At 74.7% G+C, this 12,638-nt stretch carries 11 protein-coding genes and 1 pseudogene; 7 read left to right on the top strand and 5 right to left on the bottom strand.

Features of this window, described 5'->3' with window-relative positions; all coding sequences use genetic code 11:
* Nucleotides 1-85: 85 nt before the first annotated feature.
* On the bottom strand, nucleotides 86-994 hold the full coding sequence (locus tag PV350_RS21665; protein WP_499511724.1) for an SGNH/GDSL hydrolase family protein: 909 nt from the start codon (nucleotides 992-994) through the stop codon (nucleotides 86-88).
* Between the two features lie 236 nt (nucleotides 995-1,230).
* On the opposite strand from PV350_RS21665, the gene PV350_RS21670 reads away from it, so the two are divergent.
* Nucleotides 1,231-1,725: a DUF3145 domain-containing protein gene (locus PV350_RS21670; RefSeq protein ID WP_499511723.1), complete on the top strand. Its 495-nt coding sequence runs from the start codon at nucleotides 1,231-1,233 to the stop codon at nucleotides 1,723-1,725.
* Here PV350_RS21670 and PV350_RS21675 read toward each other — a convergent pair.
* Nucleotides 1,713-3,848 carry an MMPL family transporter gene (locus PV350_RS21675; protein WP_500335473.1) on the bottom strand — a complete coding sequence of 712 codons (2,136 nt, stop codon included), beginning with the start codon at nucleotides 3,846-3,848 and terminating at the stop codon, nucleotides 1,713-1,715. The genes PV350_RS21670 and PV350_RS21675 overlap by 13 nt on opposite strands.
* A gap of 146 nt (nucleotides 3,849-3,994) precedes the next feature.
* On the opposite strand from PV350_RS21675, the gene PV350_RS21680 reads away from it, so the two are divergent.
* Nucleotides 3,995-4,441 (top strand): MarR family winged helix-turn-helix transcriptional regulator, encoded by a 447-nt coding sequence (locus PV350_RS21680; protein ID WP_500335482.1) that lies wholly within the window; start codon nucleotides 3,995-3,997, stop codon nucleotides 4,439-4,441.
* A gap of 34 nt (nucleotides 4,442-4,475) precedes the next feature.
* Here the strand turns inward: PV350_RS21680 and PV350_RS21685 are convergent, their stop codons facing one another.
* From PV350_RS21685 to PV350_RS21695, 3 genes are read right to left on the bottom strand one after another with little or no spacing between them, the layout of a single operon-like run.
* Nucleotides 4,476-5,960, bottom strand: coding sequence for an SDR family oxidoreductase (locus tag PV350_RS21685; RefSeq protein ID WP_499511721.1), 1,485 nt, complete (start codon nucleotides 5,958-5,960; stop codon nucleotides 4,476-4,478).
* The gene (locus tag PV350_RS21690) at nucleotides 5,957-6,175 is read right to left on the bottom strand and encodes a hypothetical protein (RefSeq protein WP_499511720.1); all 219 of its coding nucleotides are present in this window, start codon (nucleotides 6,173-6,175) and stop codon (nucleotides 5,957-5,959) included. Before PV350_RS21690 ends, PV350_RS21685 begins: the two co-directional genes overlap by 4 nt.
* On the bottom strand, nucleotides 6,172-6,882 hold the full coding sequence (locus tag PV350_RS21695) for a dienelactone hydrolase family protein (RefSeq protein ID WP_500335474.1): 711 nt from the start codon (nucleotides 6,880-6,882) through the stop codon (nucleotides 6,172-6,174). Before PV350_RS21695 ends, PV350_RS21690 begins: the two co-directional genes overlap by 4 nt.
* Nucleotides 6,883-7,062: 180 nt before the next feature.
* Between PV350_RS21695 and PV350_RS21700 the strand changes: the two genes are divergently transcribed.
* From PV350_RS21700 to PV350_RS21720, 5 genes and pseudogenes are all read left to right on the top strand, one after another.
* Nucleotides 7,063-8,334, top strand: a complete 1,272-nt coding sequence (locus tag PV350_RS21700) for an NAD(P)/FAD-dependent oxidoreductase (RefSeq protein ID WP_500335476.1) — start codon at nucleotides 7,063-7,065, stop codon at nucleotides 8,332-8,334.
* Nucleotides 8,328-9,083 (top strand): DUF1365 domain-containing protein, encoded by a 756-nt coding sequence (locus tag PV350_RS21705; protein WP_500335478.1) that lies wholly within the window; start codon nucleotides 8,328-8,330, stop codon nucleotides 9,081-9,083. The genes PV350_RS21700 and PV350_RS21705 overlap by 7 nt, the downstream gene beginning before the upstream one ends.
* Nucleotides 9,084-9,085: 2 nt before the next feature.
* Entirely contained in the window at nucleotides 9,086-10,360 is a 1,275-nt protein-coding gene (locus PV350_RS21710) for a class I SAM-dependent methyltransferase (RefSeq protein WP_500335480.1), read from the top strand.
* Entirely contained in the window at nucleotides 10,357-11,643 is a 1,287-nt protein-coding gene (locus PV350_RS21715) for a class I SAM-dependent methyltransferase (RefSeq protein WP_499511715.1), read from the top strand. Before PV350_RS21710 ends, PV350_RS21715 begins: the two co-directional genes overlap by 4 nt.
* 4 nt (nucleotides 11,644-11,647) lie before the next feature.
* Nucleotides 11,648-12,445, top strand: a pseudogene (locus PV350_RS21720) (DUF1295 domain-containing protein); the annotation flags it as partial.
* Nucleotides 12,446-12,638: the final 193 nt, after the last annotated feature.

A 12,638-nucleotide genomic window follows, 5' to 3' on the forward strand; every position in this document is an offset into this window, starting at 1 on the left:
GCGATGTTGCCGAAGTGAGTCCGTAGCCCGTGACGCGTGCCGTTCCGTGTCCGAAACCCCGGACGAACACCCGGGTCCGGCGCGGCTAGCCGCCGGCCGGGTTCGGCCCGAAGGCCGCCGCGTAGACCAGCCGCGCGAGCTTGGCCTGTCCCTCGGCGCTGGGGTGGAACCAGTCCCAGGGACTGAGCTCCTTCTGGGTGAAGCGGTAGTCGAAGACCATGCCGCCGTCGTAGCGGCAGCGCTCGTGGCGCGCGCACTCCTGCCGCAGCACGTCGTTGTACGCCATCACCCTTTCGCGTACGGTCTGCCGCCGTTCGCGGGCGCCCGCGCTCATCGACTCCGCGTCGGACAGCATCGACGGGCACAGGCCCAGCTTCCAGATCTGCCGTCCCAGCACGTTCTGCCGGCCGACGTCCCACAGGCGCATCAGGTCGGGCACGCTCGCGACGAAGACCTGCGCCTTCGGCAGCTTGCTGTCGAGGGTGCGCAGGGCGGCGGAGAAATCCTTGCGGTATTCGGCCACCGGGGTCATGCGGTCGATGCTGCGCGCACACGCGTCGTTGGCCCCCATCAGGATCGTCACCTGCTGCGGCCGCAGCGCGACCGCCTTCTTGGCCTGCTCCGGCAGGTCGTGCATCCGGGCGCCGCTGGCCGCCAGGTTCCAGCTCTCGGTGGCCGGCCGGTTCAGCACCCGGGTGGCCACGCTCTTCACGGAGCTGCGGCTGCCGGTCGCCCAGGACAGGTCCGGACAGTCCGTCAGGATCCCGCAGGCGTCGAAGGCCCGGGTGATGGAGTCGCCGAGCGCGGCCAGCGAGGCGGGGGTGGTGTCCCACACCTGCGCGGGGCGCTTCGCCGTGCCCGCCCGCCCGGCGGCACCGGCCTCGGTGCTCCCGGGGCCGTCGGTGGCCGAGCAGCCGGCCGCGAGTGCCGTCGTGAGCAGTGTGACCAGCGCGATCAGGGCGCCGCTGACCCCGCGCGGGAGCGACTGGCGCATCCGTTCTCCCTCGGACGAGTGGGTGACTTCTCGCTGATCCCGACAGTACGTCACTCCTCGCCTGACGCAGCGCGGTAGCTTTTTCCCTGACAGGTGGTGCGAAAGAGGTGATCAGAGGTCAGATCTTGTCTCATTCGTTATGATTAGTGCAGAATGTCCACTGCTGTCCCGGATGGCTCGGTTATGGGCATGAGGCCGCTGGGGAAGGCGTACCTCGTCCCACACTGGAGGTCCCGGTGACGACACGTGGAGTTCTGTACGTGCACTCCGCGCCACGCGCGCTCTGCCCGCACGTCGAGTGGGCCGTCGCGGGCGTGCTCGGCGTGCGCGTGAACCTGGACTGGATCCGCCAGCCGGCCTCTCCCGGCACCTGGCGGGCCGAGTTCTCCTGGCAGGCGGAACCCGGCACCGCGTCCAAGCTGGCGTCCGCGCTGCGCGGCTGGCATCTGCTGCGCTTCGAGGTCACGGCGGAGCCGTGTGCCACCGCCGAGGGGGAGCGCTACAGCAGCACGCCCGAACTCGGCATCTTCCACGCCGTCACCGGCATCCACGGGGACATCCTCATCCCCGAGGACCGGCTGCGCGCCGCGCTCGCCCGCGCCCGCAAGGGCGAGGCCGACCTGGAGACGGAAGTCGCCAAGCTGCTCGGCAAGCCGTGGGACGACGAGTTGGAGCCCTTCCGCTACGCGGGTGAGGGCGCCCCCGTGCGCTGGCTGCATCAGGTCGTCTGACGCTCCGCCACCCGTCGCGGTGCCGCGGCGCCGTCCGGCGCCGACGGCTCGTCGCCCGCGCGCGCCGCGGCGCCCGGCCACCACACCTTCGGGCCGATGTCCCGTACCAGCGCGGGCAGCAGCAGCGAGCGCACCAGCAGGGTGTCCAGCAGCACCCCGAAGGCCACGATGAAGGCGATCTGCGCCAGGAAGGCCAGGGGGATCACGCCGAGCGCCGCGAAGGTGGCGGCGAGCACCACGCCCGCCGAGGTGATCACCCCTCCGGTGGCGGTCAGCCCGCGCAGGACGCCCTGCCGGGTGCCGTGACGCAGCGTCTCCTCGCGGACCCGCGTCATCAGGAAGATGTTGTAGTCCACCCCGAGGGCGACCAGGAAGACGAAGCCGTACAGCGGCACCGAGGCGTCCGTCGCCGAGAAGCCGAACGCATGGCGGAAGACCAGCGCCGACACGCCCAGGGTGGCCGCGAAGTTGAGCGCCACCGTGGCGACCATGAGCAGCGGCAGCAGCAGGCTGCGCAGCAGGGCGGCCAGGATCACCAGGATGATCGCGAGGACGACGGGGACGACGAGCGTGCGGTCGCGCTCCGCGGTCCGCTGGGTGTCCACCTGCTGGGCCGTGTAGCCGCCGACCACCGCGTCCGCGCCGGGTACCGCGTGCACGGCCGTGCGCAGCCGCTGCACCGTGGCCTTGGCGGCGTCGCTGTCGGCGGCGTCCTTCAGCGTCACCTCCAGCAGGACCCGGCCGCCGGCCACGAGCGGCTCGCCCCCGCCGGGCCGGCCGGCGGCGGTGCGCGGGGCGACGGAGTCGACGCCGTCGGTGCCGGCCGCGGCCCGGGTGACGGGGTCGAGCCGGTCCGCCTTCGCGATGACCACGGCGGGGTTCCCCGCACCGCCGGGGAAGTGCTCGCCGAGGACGCGCTGGGCGGTCACCGAGGGCGCCTGGTGGACGAAGATCTCGTCCAGCGGCACACCCCGGGCGGTCAGCGCGGGGGAGAAGGCGGCACAGCCCACCAGTAGCGCCAGGCTCGCGGCCCACACCCGGCGCGGCGTGCGGTCCACGAGGGCCGCGATCCGCCGCCACACGCCCTCCCCCTCCGGACGCCTGTCCCGGGGCCGGGCGGGCCAGTAGGCGGCCCGGCCGAGCAGCAGCAGCGCCGCCGGCAGGAAGGTCAGGCTGCTCGCGACGGCGCAGACGATGCCGACGGCGCCGACCGGGCCCAGGGCCCGGTTGTTGGTGAGGTCGCTGGCCAGCAGGGCGAGCAGGCCGAGGGCCACGGTGGCCGCGCTCGCCACGATCGCCCCGGCCGAGCGGCGCAGCGCGGCGCGCATCGCCGCGAACCGGTCGCCGCGGACCGCGAGTTCCTCCCGGAAGCGGGCGGCGAGCAGCAGGGCGTAGTCGGTGGCCGCGCCGATGACGAGGATCGACAGGATGCCCTGGACCTGGCCGTCGACCCGGACGACGCCGTGGTCCGCCAGCACGTACACCACCCCGCAGGCCAGGCCGAGCGAGAAGACCGAGCCGACGATGATGACCAGGGGGAGCAGCAGCGCGCGGTAGACCAGCAGCAGGATCGCCAGCACGACGCCGAGTGCGGTGAACAGCAGCAGTCCGTCGATGCCCGCGAAGGCCTCGCCCAGGTCGGCCTGCGAGGCCGCGGGCCCGGCGACGTGGGCGGTGGTCCCCGCGACCCCGGCCGCGGTGTCCTGAATCCGGCCGACGGCGTCCCCGACGTCCCGGCCGAGGTCGGGGCGGAGCTGCACGACGCCCTGCAGGGCCCGCCCGTCGTCGGAGCGCAGCGCGGGGGAGGGGCGCCCGGTGACCCCCTCGGTGCCGGCGAGCGAGGCCAGCGCCGACGTTGCGGCCTGCTGCTGGGCGTCGGTCACGGGGCCGCGGTCGGCGGTCCAGACGACGATCGCCGGTACGGTCCCGTTCCGGCTGAAGGCCGTCCGTTCGGTGACGGCCCTCGTCGACTCGGCGCTGCGCGGCAGGAAGGCCGCCTGGTCGTTGGTGGAGACCTCGCCGAGCCTGCCCGCGTAGGGGCCGAGGGTGCCCCCGACGCCCAGCCAGGCGACCAGCATCACCACGGGCAGCAGCCATCGGACGGCGCGCGGCAGGGATGTCATCGCTCTCTCCCGTGGGATGCGGAACGGGGGACTGCCCCGTGCGGAACGTGCGGAAGGATGTATCTCATCTATTGAGTATCTTAATCATCAAGATTATCTACGATGGAGGGGTGCCCGACAACTTCCAGGACGAGTCCCCGACCGGGCTGCAGGCCTTCGCCGTGCAGCTGCGCAGGATGAACAGCGAGTTCAACCGCATCGCGCAGGACTTCGCGCAGAGCCAGAAACTGCACCACACCGACGTGCAGGCGCTGGTCGCGATCCTGGACGGCGACGGCCACGGCGGGGCCATGACCCCCGGTCTGCTGCGCGAACGCCTCAATCTGACCTCCGGTGCCGTCACCGCCTGCCTGGACCGGCTGGAACGCGCCGGGCACGTCCGCCGCACCCGCGACGCCGCCGACCGCCGCGTGGTCCATCTGCACTACGCCCCGCGGGGGATGGAGGTGGCGCGGGAGTTCTTCCGCCCGCTCGCCCGGGGCACCGACGCGGCGCGCTCTCGCTTCACCGAGGACGAACTCGTCGTCGTGATGCGCTTCCTGGCCGCGATGAACGACGAGCTGACCGCCCTGCGCGCCCCCGTCCCGGACTGAGACCGCGTCCGTCACGGCCCCACGCGGCCCTCCGCTACGGCCCTGCCGCGCCCGCCCGGGCCGCGGCGGCTATGTTGCGTGCCATGCCGCCGAAGACCACGGAGTGGAACGGCGAGACGCTCCACCAGTACGCGTGCCCCGCCAGCCCGCGCGGATGGAACAGCGCCCGCTGCCCGTAGACGGTGCGCCCGGTCCCGTCCCGTCCGCACGTCAGCTCCAGCCAGGCCAGGCCCGGCAGCCGCATCTCGGCGCGCAACCGCAGCAGCCGGCCCGGCTCGATCTCCTCCACCCGCCAGAAGTCCAGCGAGTCGCCCGCCCGCAGGTGCGTGGCGTCCCGCCGGCCCCGGCGCAGCCCGACCCCGCCCACGAAGCGGTCGAGCCAGCCGCGCACGGCCCAGGCCAGCGGGAAGGAGTACCAGCCGTTGTCGCCGCCGATGCCCTCGATGACCCGCCACAGCGCCTCGGGCGAGGCGTCCACGATGCGCGTCCGGCGGTCGGTGTAGAGCGAGCCGCCCGCCCAGTCGGGGTCCGTCGGCAGCGGGTCGCTCGGCGCGCCGGGCACGGAGGCCGAGGACCAGCGGGTGACCACGTTCGCCTCGCGGATGCGCTGCAGCGCCAGCCGCAGCGCCGCCTCGACGCCGATCATGCCCTCGGGCGGGTCCGGCACCCACGCGGCGATGTCGCGGTCGTGGCAGACCACCTCGTGCCGCAGCGACTCCGTCAGGGGCCGCGCGATGCCCGCCGGCACCGGGGTCACCAGCCCCACCCAGTGGCTCGACAGGCGCGGCGTCAGCACCGGCACGGGCACGATCAGCCGGTGAGGCAGCCCCGCCACCTCGGCGTACTCCAGCATCATGGCGCGGTAGGTGAGCACGTCCGGGCCGCCGATGTCGAAGGCGCGGCTCACCTCGGGCGGCAGCGTGGCGCAGCCCACGAGGTAGCGCAGCACGTCCCGTACGGCGATCGGCTGGATCCGGGTGCCGACCCAGCGCGGGGTGACCATCACCGGCAGCCGTTCGGTGAGGTAGCGCAGCATCTCGAAGGAGGCCGAGCCGGAGCCGATGATCACCGCCGCCCGCAGCGCCGCCGTCGGCACTCCGGAGGCGAGCAGCACCCGGCCCACCTCGGCGCGTGAGCGCAGGTGCGGCGACAGCTCCCGCTCGGGCACCCCGGCGGGGGTCAGACCGCCCAGGTACACGATCCGCCGCACGCCCGCTGCCTTCGCCCGGGACCCGAAGACCTCCGCGGCATCCCGGTCGGTCCGCTCGAAGTCCGCTCCGCTGCCCAGGGCGTGGACGAGGTAGTACGCGACGTCCACGCCCTCCATGGCCGCCCGCACCGACTCCGGGTCGGTGACGTCGCCCCGGACGACCTCCACCTCGCCCGCCCACGGGTGGTCGCGCAGCTTGCCGGGCGTACGGGCCAGGCAGCGCACCCGGTGCCCGGCCTCCAGCAGTTCGGGGACGAGCCGGCCGCCGATGTAGCCGGTCGCGCCCGTCACCAGGCAGGTGAGGCTCATCGCGGGCTCCCGGCGTCGCGGGCGAAGGGGCCGGCCGCCGGCTCGGGCGGCAGCAGGGTGCGCAGCAGCGCCGCCAGTGCCGTCAGCGCGGCCGTGAGCAGGAGCGGCAGGAGCGGCAGGAGCGGCCAAAACGGTGCCCCGGCGTAGCGCGGGGCCGGTGCGGTGCCCGGCGGCCCCGGGACCGGGCGGGCGTCCGTTCGCAGGCGCGGGCTCATCGCGCTCCCTCCGTTCCCGGGGCGGTCAGCGCGCCGGCCACCTCCGGCGGCAGCGGACGCAGCCGCAGCAGCCCGGCGACCAGGCGCGCCGTCAGGGCGTGCCAGGTCCCGGCACCGCGCAGCATCGCGTGGTCGCCGCCCGGCACCACCAGGTGGCAGGCCTGGGCGCCCGCCGCCCGCGCCCGGTCCGCCAGGGTCAGCGAGCCGGCCGGATCGGTGACCCGGTCCCGGTCGCCGTGCAGCAGCACCAGACGGCGCCCCGCCAGATGCCCCACCGGCTCGTCCTCGGGACACCACGGCGCCAGCCCCACGACCGCGCCCACCAGCGGATGCCCGGCCACGCGCAGCGCCGCCCGGCCGCCCATCGAGTGCCCCACCAGCACCACGGGCACCTCCCCGGCGCGTTGCCGCAGTGCCTCCAGCGCCCGCAGGGCGTCCCGCGCCGCGTCCTCCCGCTCGCCGTTCCAGCCGCGGTGCCGGTAGCGGACCCCGGCCAGCGCCACCGCGTGCCCGGCGGTGGCCCGGCCGATCGCGCGGACGAAGGGACGCATCCTGGCCCCCGGCAGATTCCACGGCGGGGGCGGTTCCAGGCCCTCCGCACGGCCGCCGTGCAGCACCAGGACGGCGGCGCGCGGCCGCTGGGGCAGCACGTACGGGACCAGCACCGGACGTGACGTGCCGCCGCCCGTTTCGTCACCGTACGTCATCGGACCGCCCCTCTCGTGCGCTCTCCGTCATTATCGGCCGCCCTCCGTGACGACGCCCGTCACGTGCGTCCACCCATGGATTCGCGGCCGTCCGCCCGGCGGATTGCCGCACCGACCAATCCGTCCTGCCGCGGGCTCCGAACCACCAGCAGGGAGAGGACCGCGACGAAGGGACGGGACGTGACCGAAGCAAGGCGAAGGGTGGCCGTCGTGGGCAGCGGCGTCGCCGGGCTCACCGCCGCCTACCTGCTGCAACGGCACTGCGACGTGTCGCTGTTCGAGGCCGACGACCGGCTCGGCGGGCACGCCCACACACACGACGTACCCTCCTGCGACGGCCGGATGACCTCCGTCGACACCGGCTTCATCGTCCACAACGAGCGCACCTACCCCACCCTGCTGCGGATCTTCGCCGAACTCGGCGTCCCCACGCAGGAGTCCGAGATGAGCATGTCCGTGCGCTGCGAGGGCTGCGGCCTGGAGTACGCGGGCGCGCGCGGCCCCTCGGGGATCTTCGCGCAACCGCGCAACGCGCTGCGCCCGGCCTATCTGCGTATGCTGGCCGAAGTGCCCCGATTCCACCGCCTGGCCCGGCGGCTGCTCGCGGAGGGCGGTTCCGACGACACCACCACGCTGGGGGAGTTCCTCGGCGCGGGGGAGTTCTCGGCGTACTTCACGGCGCACTTCACGATCCCGCTGGTGGCCTGCGTCTGGTCCTGCTCGCCGCGGACCGCGGCGCACTACCCGGCGGTCTACCTCTTCCGGTTCCTCGACCACCACGGGATGCTCTCGGTGGGCGGCTCCCCCACCTGGCGGACCGTCACCGGCGGATCACGCGTCTACGTCGAGCGCATCGTCAAACGGCTCACCGCGATCCGCACCGCCACCCCCGTACGCGCCCTGCGCCGGCACGCCGACGGCGCCGACGTCGTCACCGACGACGGGGAGACCGAGACGTACGACGCGGTGGTCGTCGCCACCCATCCCGACCAGGCACTACGGCTGCTCGCCGACCCCACCGCGGAGGAGCGCCGGGTGCTCGGCGCCATCCCGTACTCCAGCAACCCGACGGTGCTGCACACCGACACCACGCTGCTGCCCCGCAGCCGCGGCGCCCGCGCCTCCTGGAACTACCTCATGCCCACCTGCGCCCCCGACCCCGGCGGGGTCCGCGTCAGCTACGACATGAACCGCCTCCAGCGGCTGGACACCCCCGAGCGCTACGTCGTCACCCTCGGCGACGAGGAACGCGTCGACCCCGCCCGGGTGCTCGCCCGCATGGTGTACGAACACCCCGTCTACACCCCCGCGTCGCTGGCCGCGCGACGGCGGCTGCCGGCCCTCGCGACCCCCGTCACCGCCTTCGCCGGGGCGTACCACGGCTGGGGCTTCCACGAGGACGGCTGCCGCTCCGGCGCCGAGGCCGCCCGCCACCTGGGGGCGCGATGGTGACCCCCGCGGGGCTGCCGCCGCAGGTGCCCGCCCTGTACGAGTGCACGATCACCCACGTGCGCACCGATCCGCTGCGGCACGCCTTCGCCCACCGCACCTACATGTGGCTGACCGACCCCGCCCGGCCGCCCCGGCTCCCCGCCGCGCTGCGCCCGCTCGCCCGCTTCGACCCCCGCGACCACTTCGGCGGCCGGCACCCGACCGTACGGGCCGCCCTCGACGCCTGGCTCGCCGCGCAGGGCGTCGACCTGCACGGCGGCCCGGTCCGGATGCTCAGCCACGCCCGGGTCCTCGGCCACGTGTTCAACCCGCTGACCCTGTACTGGTGCCACGACCCGGACGGCATCCTCGTGTGCGTGGTCGCCGAGGTCCACAACACCTACGGGGAACGGCACGCCTACCTGCTGCGCACCGACGGCCGCGACAGCGCCCACGTCGCCAAGGACTTCTACGTCTCCCCGTTCCTCCCCGTCGACGGCGGCTACCGCATGCGGCTGCCCGAGCCGCACGACCGGCTCCACCTCACCGTCCACCTGGAACGGCCCGGCGGCGGCACCCCGTTCACCGCCACCGTGCGCGGCGAGCGGCGCCCGGCCACCACGCCGGGCCTGCTGCGTGCCGCCGCCCGCCACCCCTGGTCCACGGCCGCGGTGTCGGCCGGCATCCGCCGGCACGGCATCCGGCTGCTGCTGCGCGGACTGCCCGTGCAGCCCCGTCCCGTCCACGCGCCCCAGGAGGGTTTCGAGTGACCATGTCCACCACGTCCGTCCCCCTCTCCGCTTCCGCACCCGCCTCCGGCGTGGACCCCCGCCGCTGGCCGGACGTCGCCGCGCCGCCACGGTGCTCACGGCTGCGTGCCGCGGTCGCCGGTGCCGTGCTGCGACGCGCCCTGAGCGGGCTCCCGCTGCGCTGCCGGCTCGGCGACGGCGGCCCGGTCCTCGGCACGGGCGGGCCCACCGTGCTGATCGCCGACCCCGAGGCCTTCCACCGCCGGGTCGGCACCTCAGGACTCATCGGCTTCGGCGAGTCCTACATGGCCGGCGAATGGGACGCGCCGGACCTGCCGGCCGTCCTCACCGTGCTCGCCTCGCACGTCACCGAGCTCGTCCCCCGGCCGCTGCAGCGGCTGCGCGCCCTGTGGGCACACCGGCAGCCCACCGAGCGGCGCAACACCCTCGACGGCGCCCGCGGCAACATCCACGCCCACTACGACCTGTCCAACGAGCTCTTCGCCCTCTTCCTCGACGAGACCCTCACCTACTCCTCGGCCGTCTTCCGCGGCTTCCCCGCCCGGCGCGCCCAGCTGGCCGCCGCACAGCACCGCAAGATCGACCGGCTGCTCGACCTGGCGGGCGTCGGCGAGGGCACCCGGCTGCTGGAGATCGGCACCGGCTGGGGAGAACTCGCCGTCCGCGCCGCCCGCCGCGGCGCCGAGGTCGTCTCCGTCACCCTCTCCGAGGAACAGCGCCGGCTCGCCACGGCCCGGATCGCCGCCGCGGGGCAGCAGGACCGGGCCACCGTCCGGCTGCGCGACTACCGGCAGGTGACCGGGAGCTACGACGCCATCGTCAGCGTCGAGATGATCGAGGCCGTCGGCGCCGAGTACTGGCCGGTGTACTTCACCGCCCTGGACCGGCTGCTCGCCCCCGGCGGCACGGTCGCGCTCCAGGCGATCACCATGCCCGACGAGCGCATGCTCGCCACCCGCGACACCTACACCTGGATGCAGAAGTACGTCTTCCCCGGCGGGCTCATCCCCTCCCTGGAGGCGATCGAGCGGACCCTCGACGAGCACACCGCGCTGCGCGTCACCTCCTGCGACGGCTTCGGACCGCACTACGCCGAGACGCTGCGGCTGTGGCGCGAGCGCTTCACCGAACGCGCCGCCGACGTCGCCGCCCTCGGCTTCGACGAGACCTTCCGCCGCATGTGGACCCTCTACCTCGCCTACTCCGAGGCCGGCTTCCGCTCCGGCTACCTCGACGTGTGCCAACTGCGGCTGACCCGGGGGGAGACCACCAGGTGAAGGGCGCCGCGGACACCCTCGCCCCGTTGCTGGAGCAGTTCACCGGCGGCCCGCTGCCCGTGCGGCTGCGGGCCTGGGACGGCAGCACCGCCGGGCCGCGCGACGCCCCCGTGGTCGTCCTGCGCTCCCGGCGGGCGCTGCGAAGACTCCTGTGGCAGCCCGGCGAACTCGGCCTCGCCGAGGCGTACATCACCGGGGACATCGACGTGCGCGGCGACCTCACCGAAGGCCTGCGCGCCGTGTGGCACGCGGCACGCGACGGCGGGCTGCGCCCTCCCCGGCTCACCGCGGCCGACCGGCTCCGCGCCGCCGGCGCCGCCGTACGGCTCGGCGCGGTCGGCCCCCGGCCGCCCGCCCCGCGCGGACGCGCCCGGCTGAACGGCACCCCGCACACCAGGGGCCGCGACCGGGCCGCCATCAGCCACCACTACGACCTGTCCAACGACTTCTACGAGCTCCTCCTCGACCCCTCCATGGCCTACTCCTGCGGCTACTGGACCCGCCACGACGACCCGTCGTACGGCCTCGCCGACGCCCAGCGCGACAAGCTCGAACTCATCTGCCGCAAGCTGGACCTGCGCCCCGGCACGCGGCTGCTCGACATCGGCTGCGGCTGGGGCGCGCTCGCCCTGTACGCCGCGCAGACCCACCGCGCGCAGGTCCACGCGGTCACTCTTTCCCGCGCCCAGCGGGACTTCGTACGGGACCGGATCCGCGAACGCGGCCTGGAGCAGTACGTCACCGTCGAACTGCGCGACTACCGCGACCTGGAGGGCAACGGCGGCTACGAGGCGGTCACCGCGATCGAGATGGGCGAGCACGTCGGCGACGAGCACTACCCGCGCTTCGCCGGCGCGATCCACCGCATGCTGCGCCCCCGGGGCAGGGCGCTGGTGCAGCAGATGTCCCGCGGCCGCGTCGCCCCCGGTGGCGGCGCCTTCATCGAGACGTACATCGCCCCCGACATGCACATGCGCCCGCTCGGCCGGACCGTGGGGCTGCTGGAGGACGCGGGCCTGGAGGTGCGGGCGGTGGAGTCCCTGCGCGAGCACTACGTCCACACGGTGCGGGCCTGGCTGGCCACCTTGGAGCGGCGCTGGTCCGACGTCGTCCTCCTGGCCGGCGAGGAGACCGCCCGCGTGTGGCGGCTGTACCTGGCGGGCGGGGCGCTGGCCTTCGCCGAACGCCGCATGGGCGTCGACCAGATCCTCGCCGCACGGCCCGCGGCCGACGGCGCCGGAGGCACGGCCGGCACGCCCGCCGCCTGGTACGCGGGGTGGTGAGGCGGTGAACGGCTTCCCCTGGGGCGCGTTCGGGGCGGGCGTGGCGGTGGCGGCCGGGGCCGCGCTCGCCGTCATGCTCGCCACCTTCGCGTTCGCCCTGTCCCGCGGCAGGCACCGCTACGTCGACGTCGCCTGGGGCGTGGCCTTCACCGCGGTCGCCGGGTCCGCCTACGGCATGTCCGCCGGACACGGCGACCCGGCTCGCCGCGCGCTGGTGCTCGCGCTGACCGCCGTGTGGGGCCTGCGGCTCGCCGTCCACATCGCCCGCCGCGGCCGCGGCCACGGCGAGGACCCCCGCTACGAGGCCTTCCTGGCCGAGGCCCGCGGCAGCCGGGCCGCCTACGCACTGCGCGCGGTGTACCTGCTGCAGGGCGCGCTCGTCCTGGTCGTCTCGCTGCCCGTCCAGGCCGCCTCGTACATCCCCGGGCCGCTCGGCCCGGCGGCCGCGGCCGGCGCGCTGCTCTGGCTCACCGGCCTGCTCTTCGAGGCCGTCGGCGACCACCAGCTGGCCCGGTTCAAGGCCGACCCGGCGCACCGGGGCCGCATCATGGACCGCGGCCTGTGGAGCTGGACCCGGCACCCCAACTACTTCGGCGACTTCTGCGTCTGGTGGGGGCTGTTCGCGCTGACCTGCGACGCCTGGCAGGCCGCCGCGGTGTCGGTCGTGTCCCCGCTGCTGATGTCGTACCTGCTGACCCGGGGCAGCGGGAAGGCCCTGCTGGAACGGCACATGGCGGACCGCCCCGGCTGGGCCGCCTACGCGTCGCGCACCAGTGGTTTCTTCCCCCGGCCCCCGCGCCGGCATGACGTCGCGGGCGCCGGGGGAAGAAACAACTGGTGCGCGCCGCGGACGCCGCCCAGCAGGGGCGGTACGCCCCGTGCCGCTCCGGAGTGGCCTTCCCGCTTCCGCGGCTCAGCCGGGCCGACCACGGCGGCGGGCACACGACCGACACGGTGGGCGGGGTCCACGACTACCAGGTGAGCCCGAACAGCCC

The organism is Streptomyces sp. PA03-6a (assembly GCF_033792765.1).
Taxonomy (GTDB): domain Bacteria; phylum Actinomycetota; class Actinomycetes; order Streptomycetales; family Streptomycetaceae; genus Actinacidiphila.

What these genes read in the sequence shown, in the direction of transcription:
- PV350_RS21695 (WP_500335474.1), bottom strand. Translation starts at nt 6,882, where the DNA reads ATGACGTACGGTGACGAAACGGGCGGCGGCACGTCACGTCCGGTGCTG.
- PV350_RS21675 (WP_500335473.1), bottom strand. Translation starts at nt 3,848, where the DNA reads ATGACATCCCTGCCGCGCGCCGTCCGATGGCTGCTGCCCGTGGTGATG.
- PV350_RS21710 (WP_500335480.1), top strand. Translation starts at nt 9,086, where the DNA reads ATGTCCACCACGTCCGTCCCCCTCTCCGCTTCCGCACCCGCCTCCGGC.
- PV350_RS21705 (WP_500335478.1), top strand. Translation starts at nt 8,328, where the DNA reads ATGGTGACCCCCGCGGGGCTGCCGCCGCAGGTGCCCGCCCTGTACGAG.
- PV350_RS21685 (WP_499511721.1), bottom strand. Translation starts at nt 5,960, where the DNA reads ATGAGCCTCACCTGCCTGGTGACGGGCGCGACCGGCTACATCGGCGGC.
- PV350_RS21690 (WP_499511720.1), bottom strand. Translation starts at nt 6,175, where the DNA reads ATGAGCCCGCGCCTGCGAACGGACGCCCGCCCGGTCCCGGGGCCGCCG.
- PV350_RS21665 (WP_499511724.1), bottom strand. Translation starts at nt 994, where the DNA reads ATGCGCCAGTCGCTCCCGCGCGGGGTCAGCGGCGCCCTGATCGCGCTG.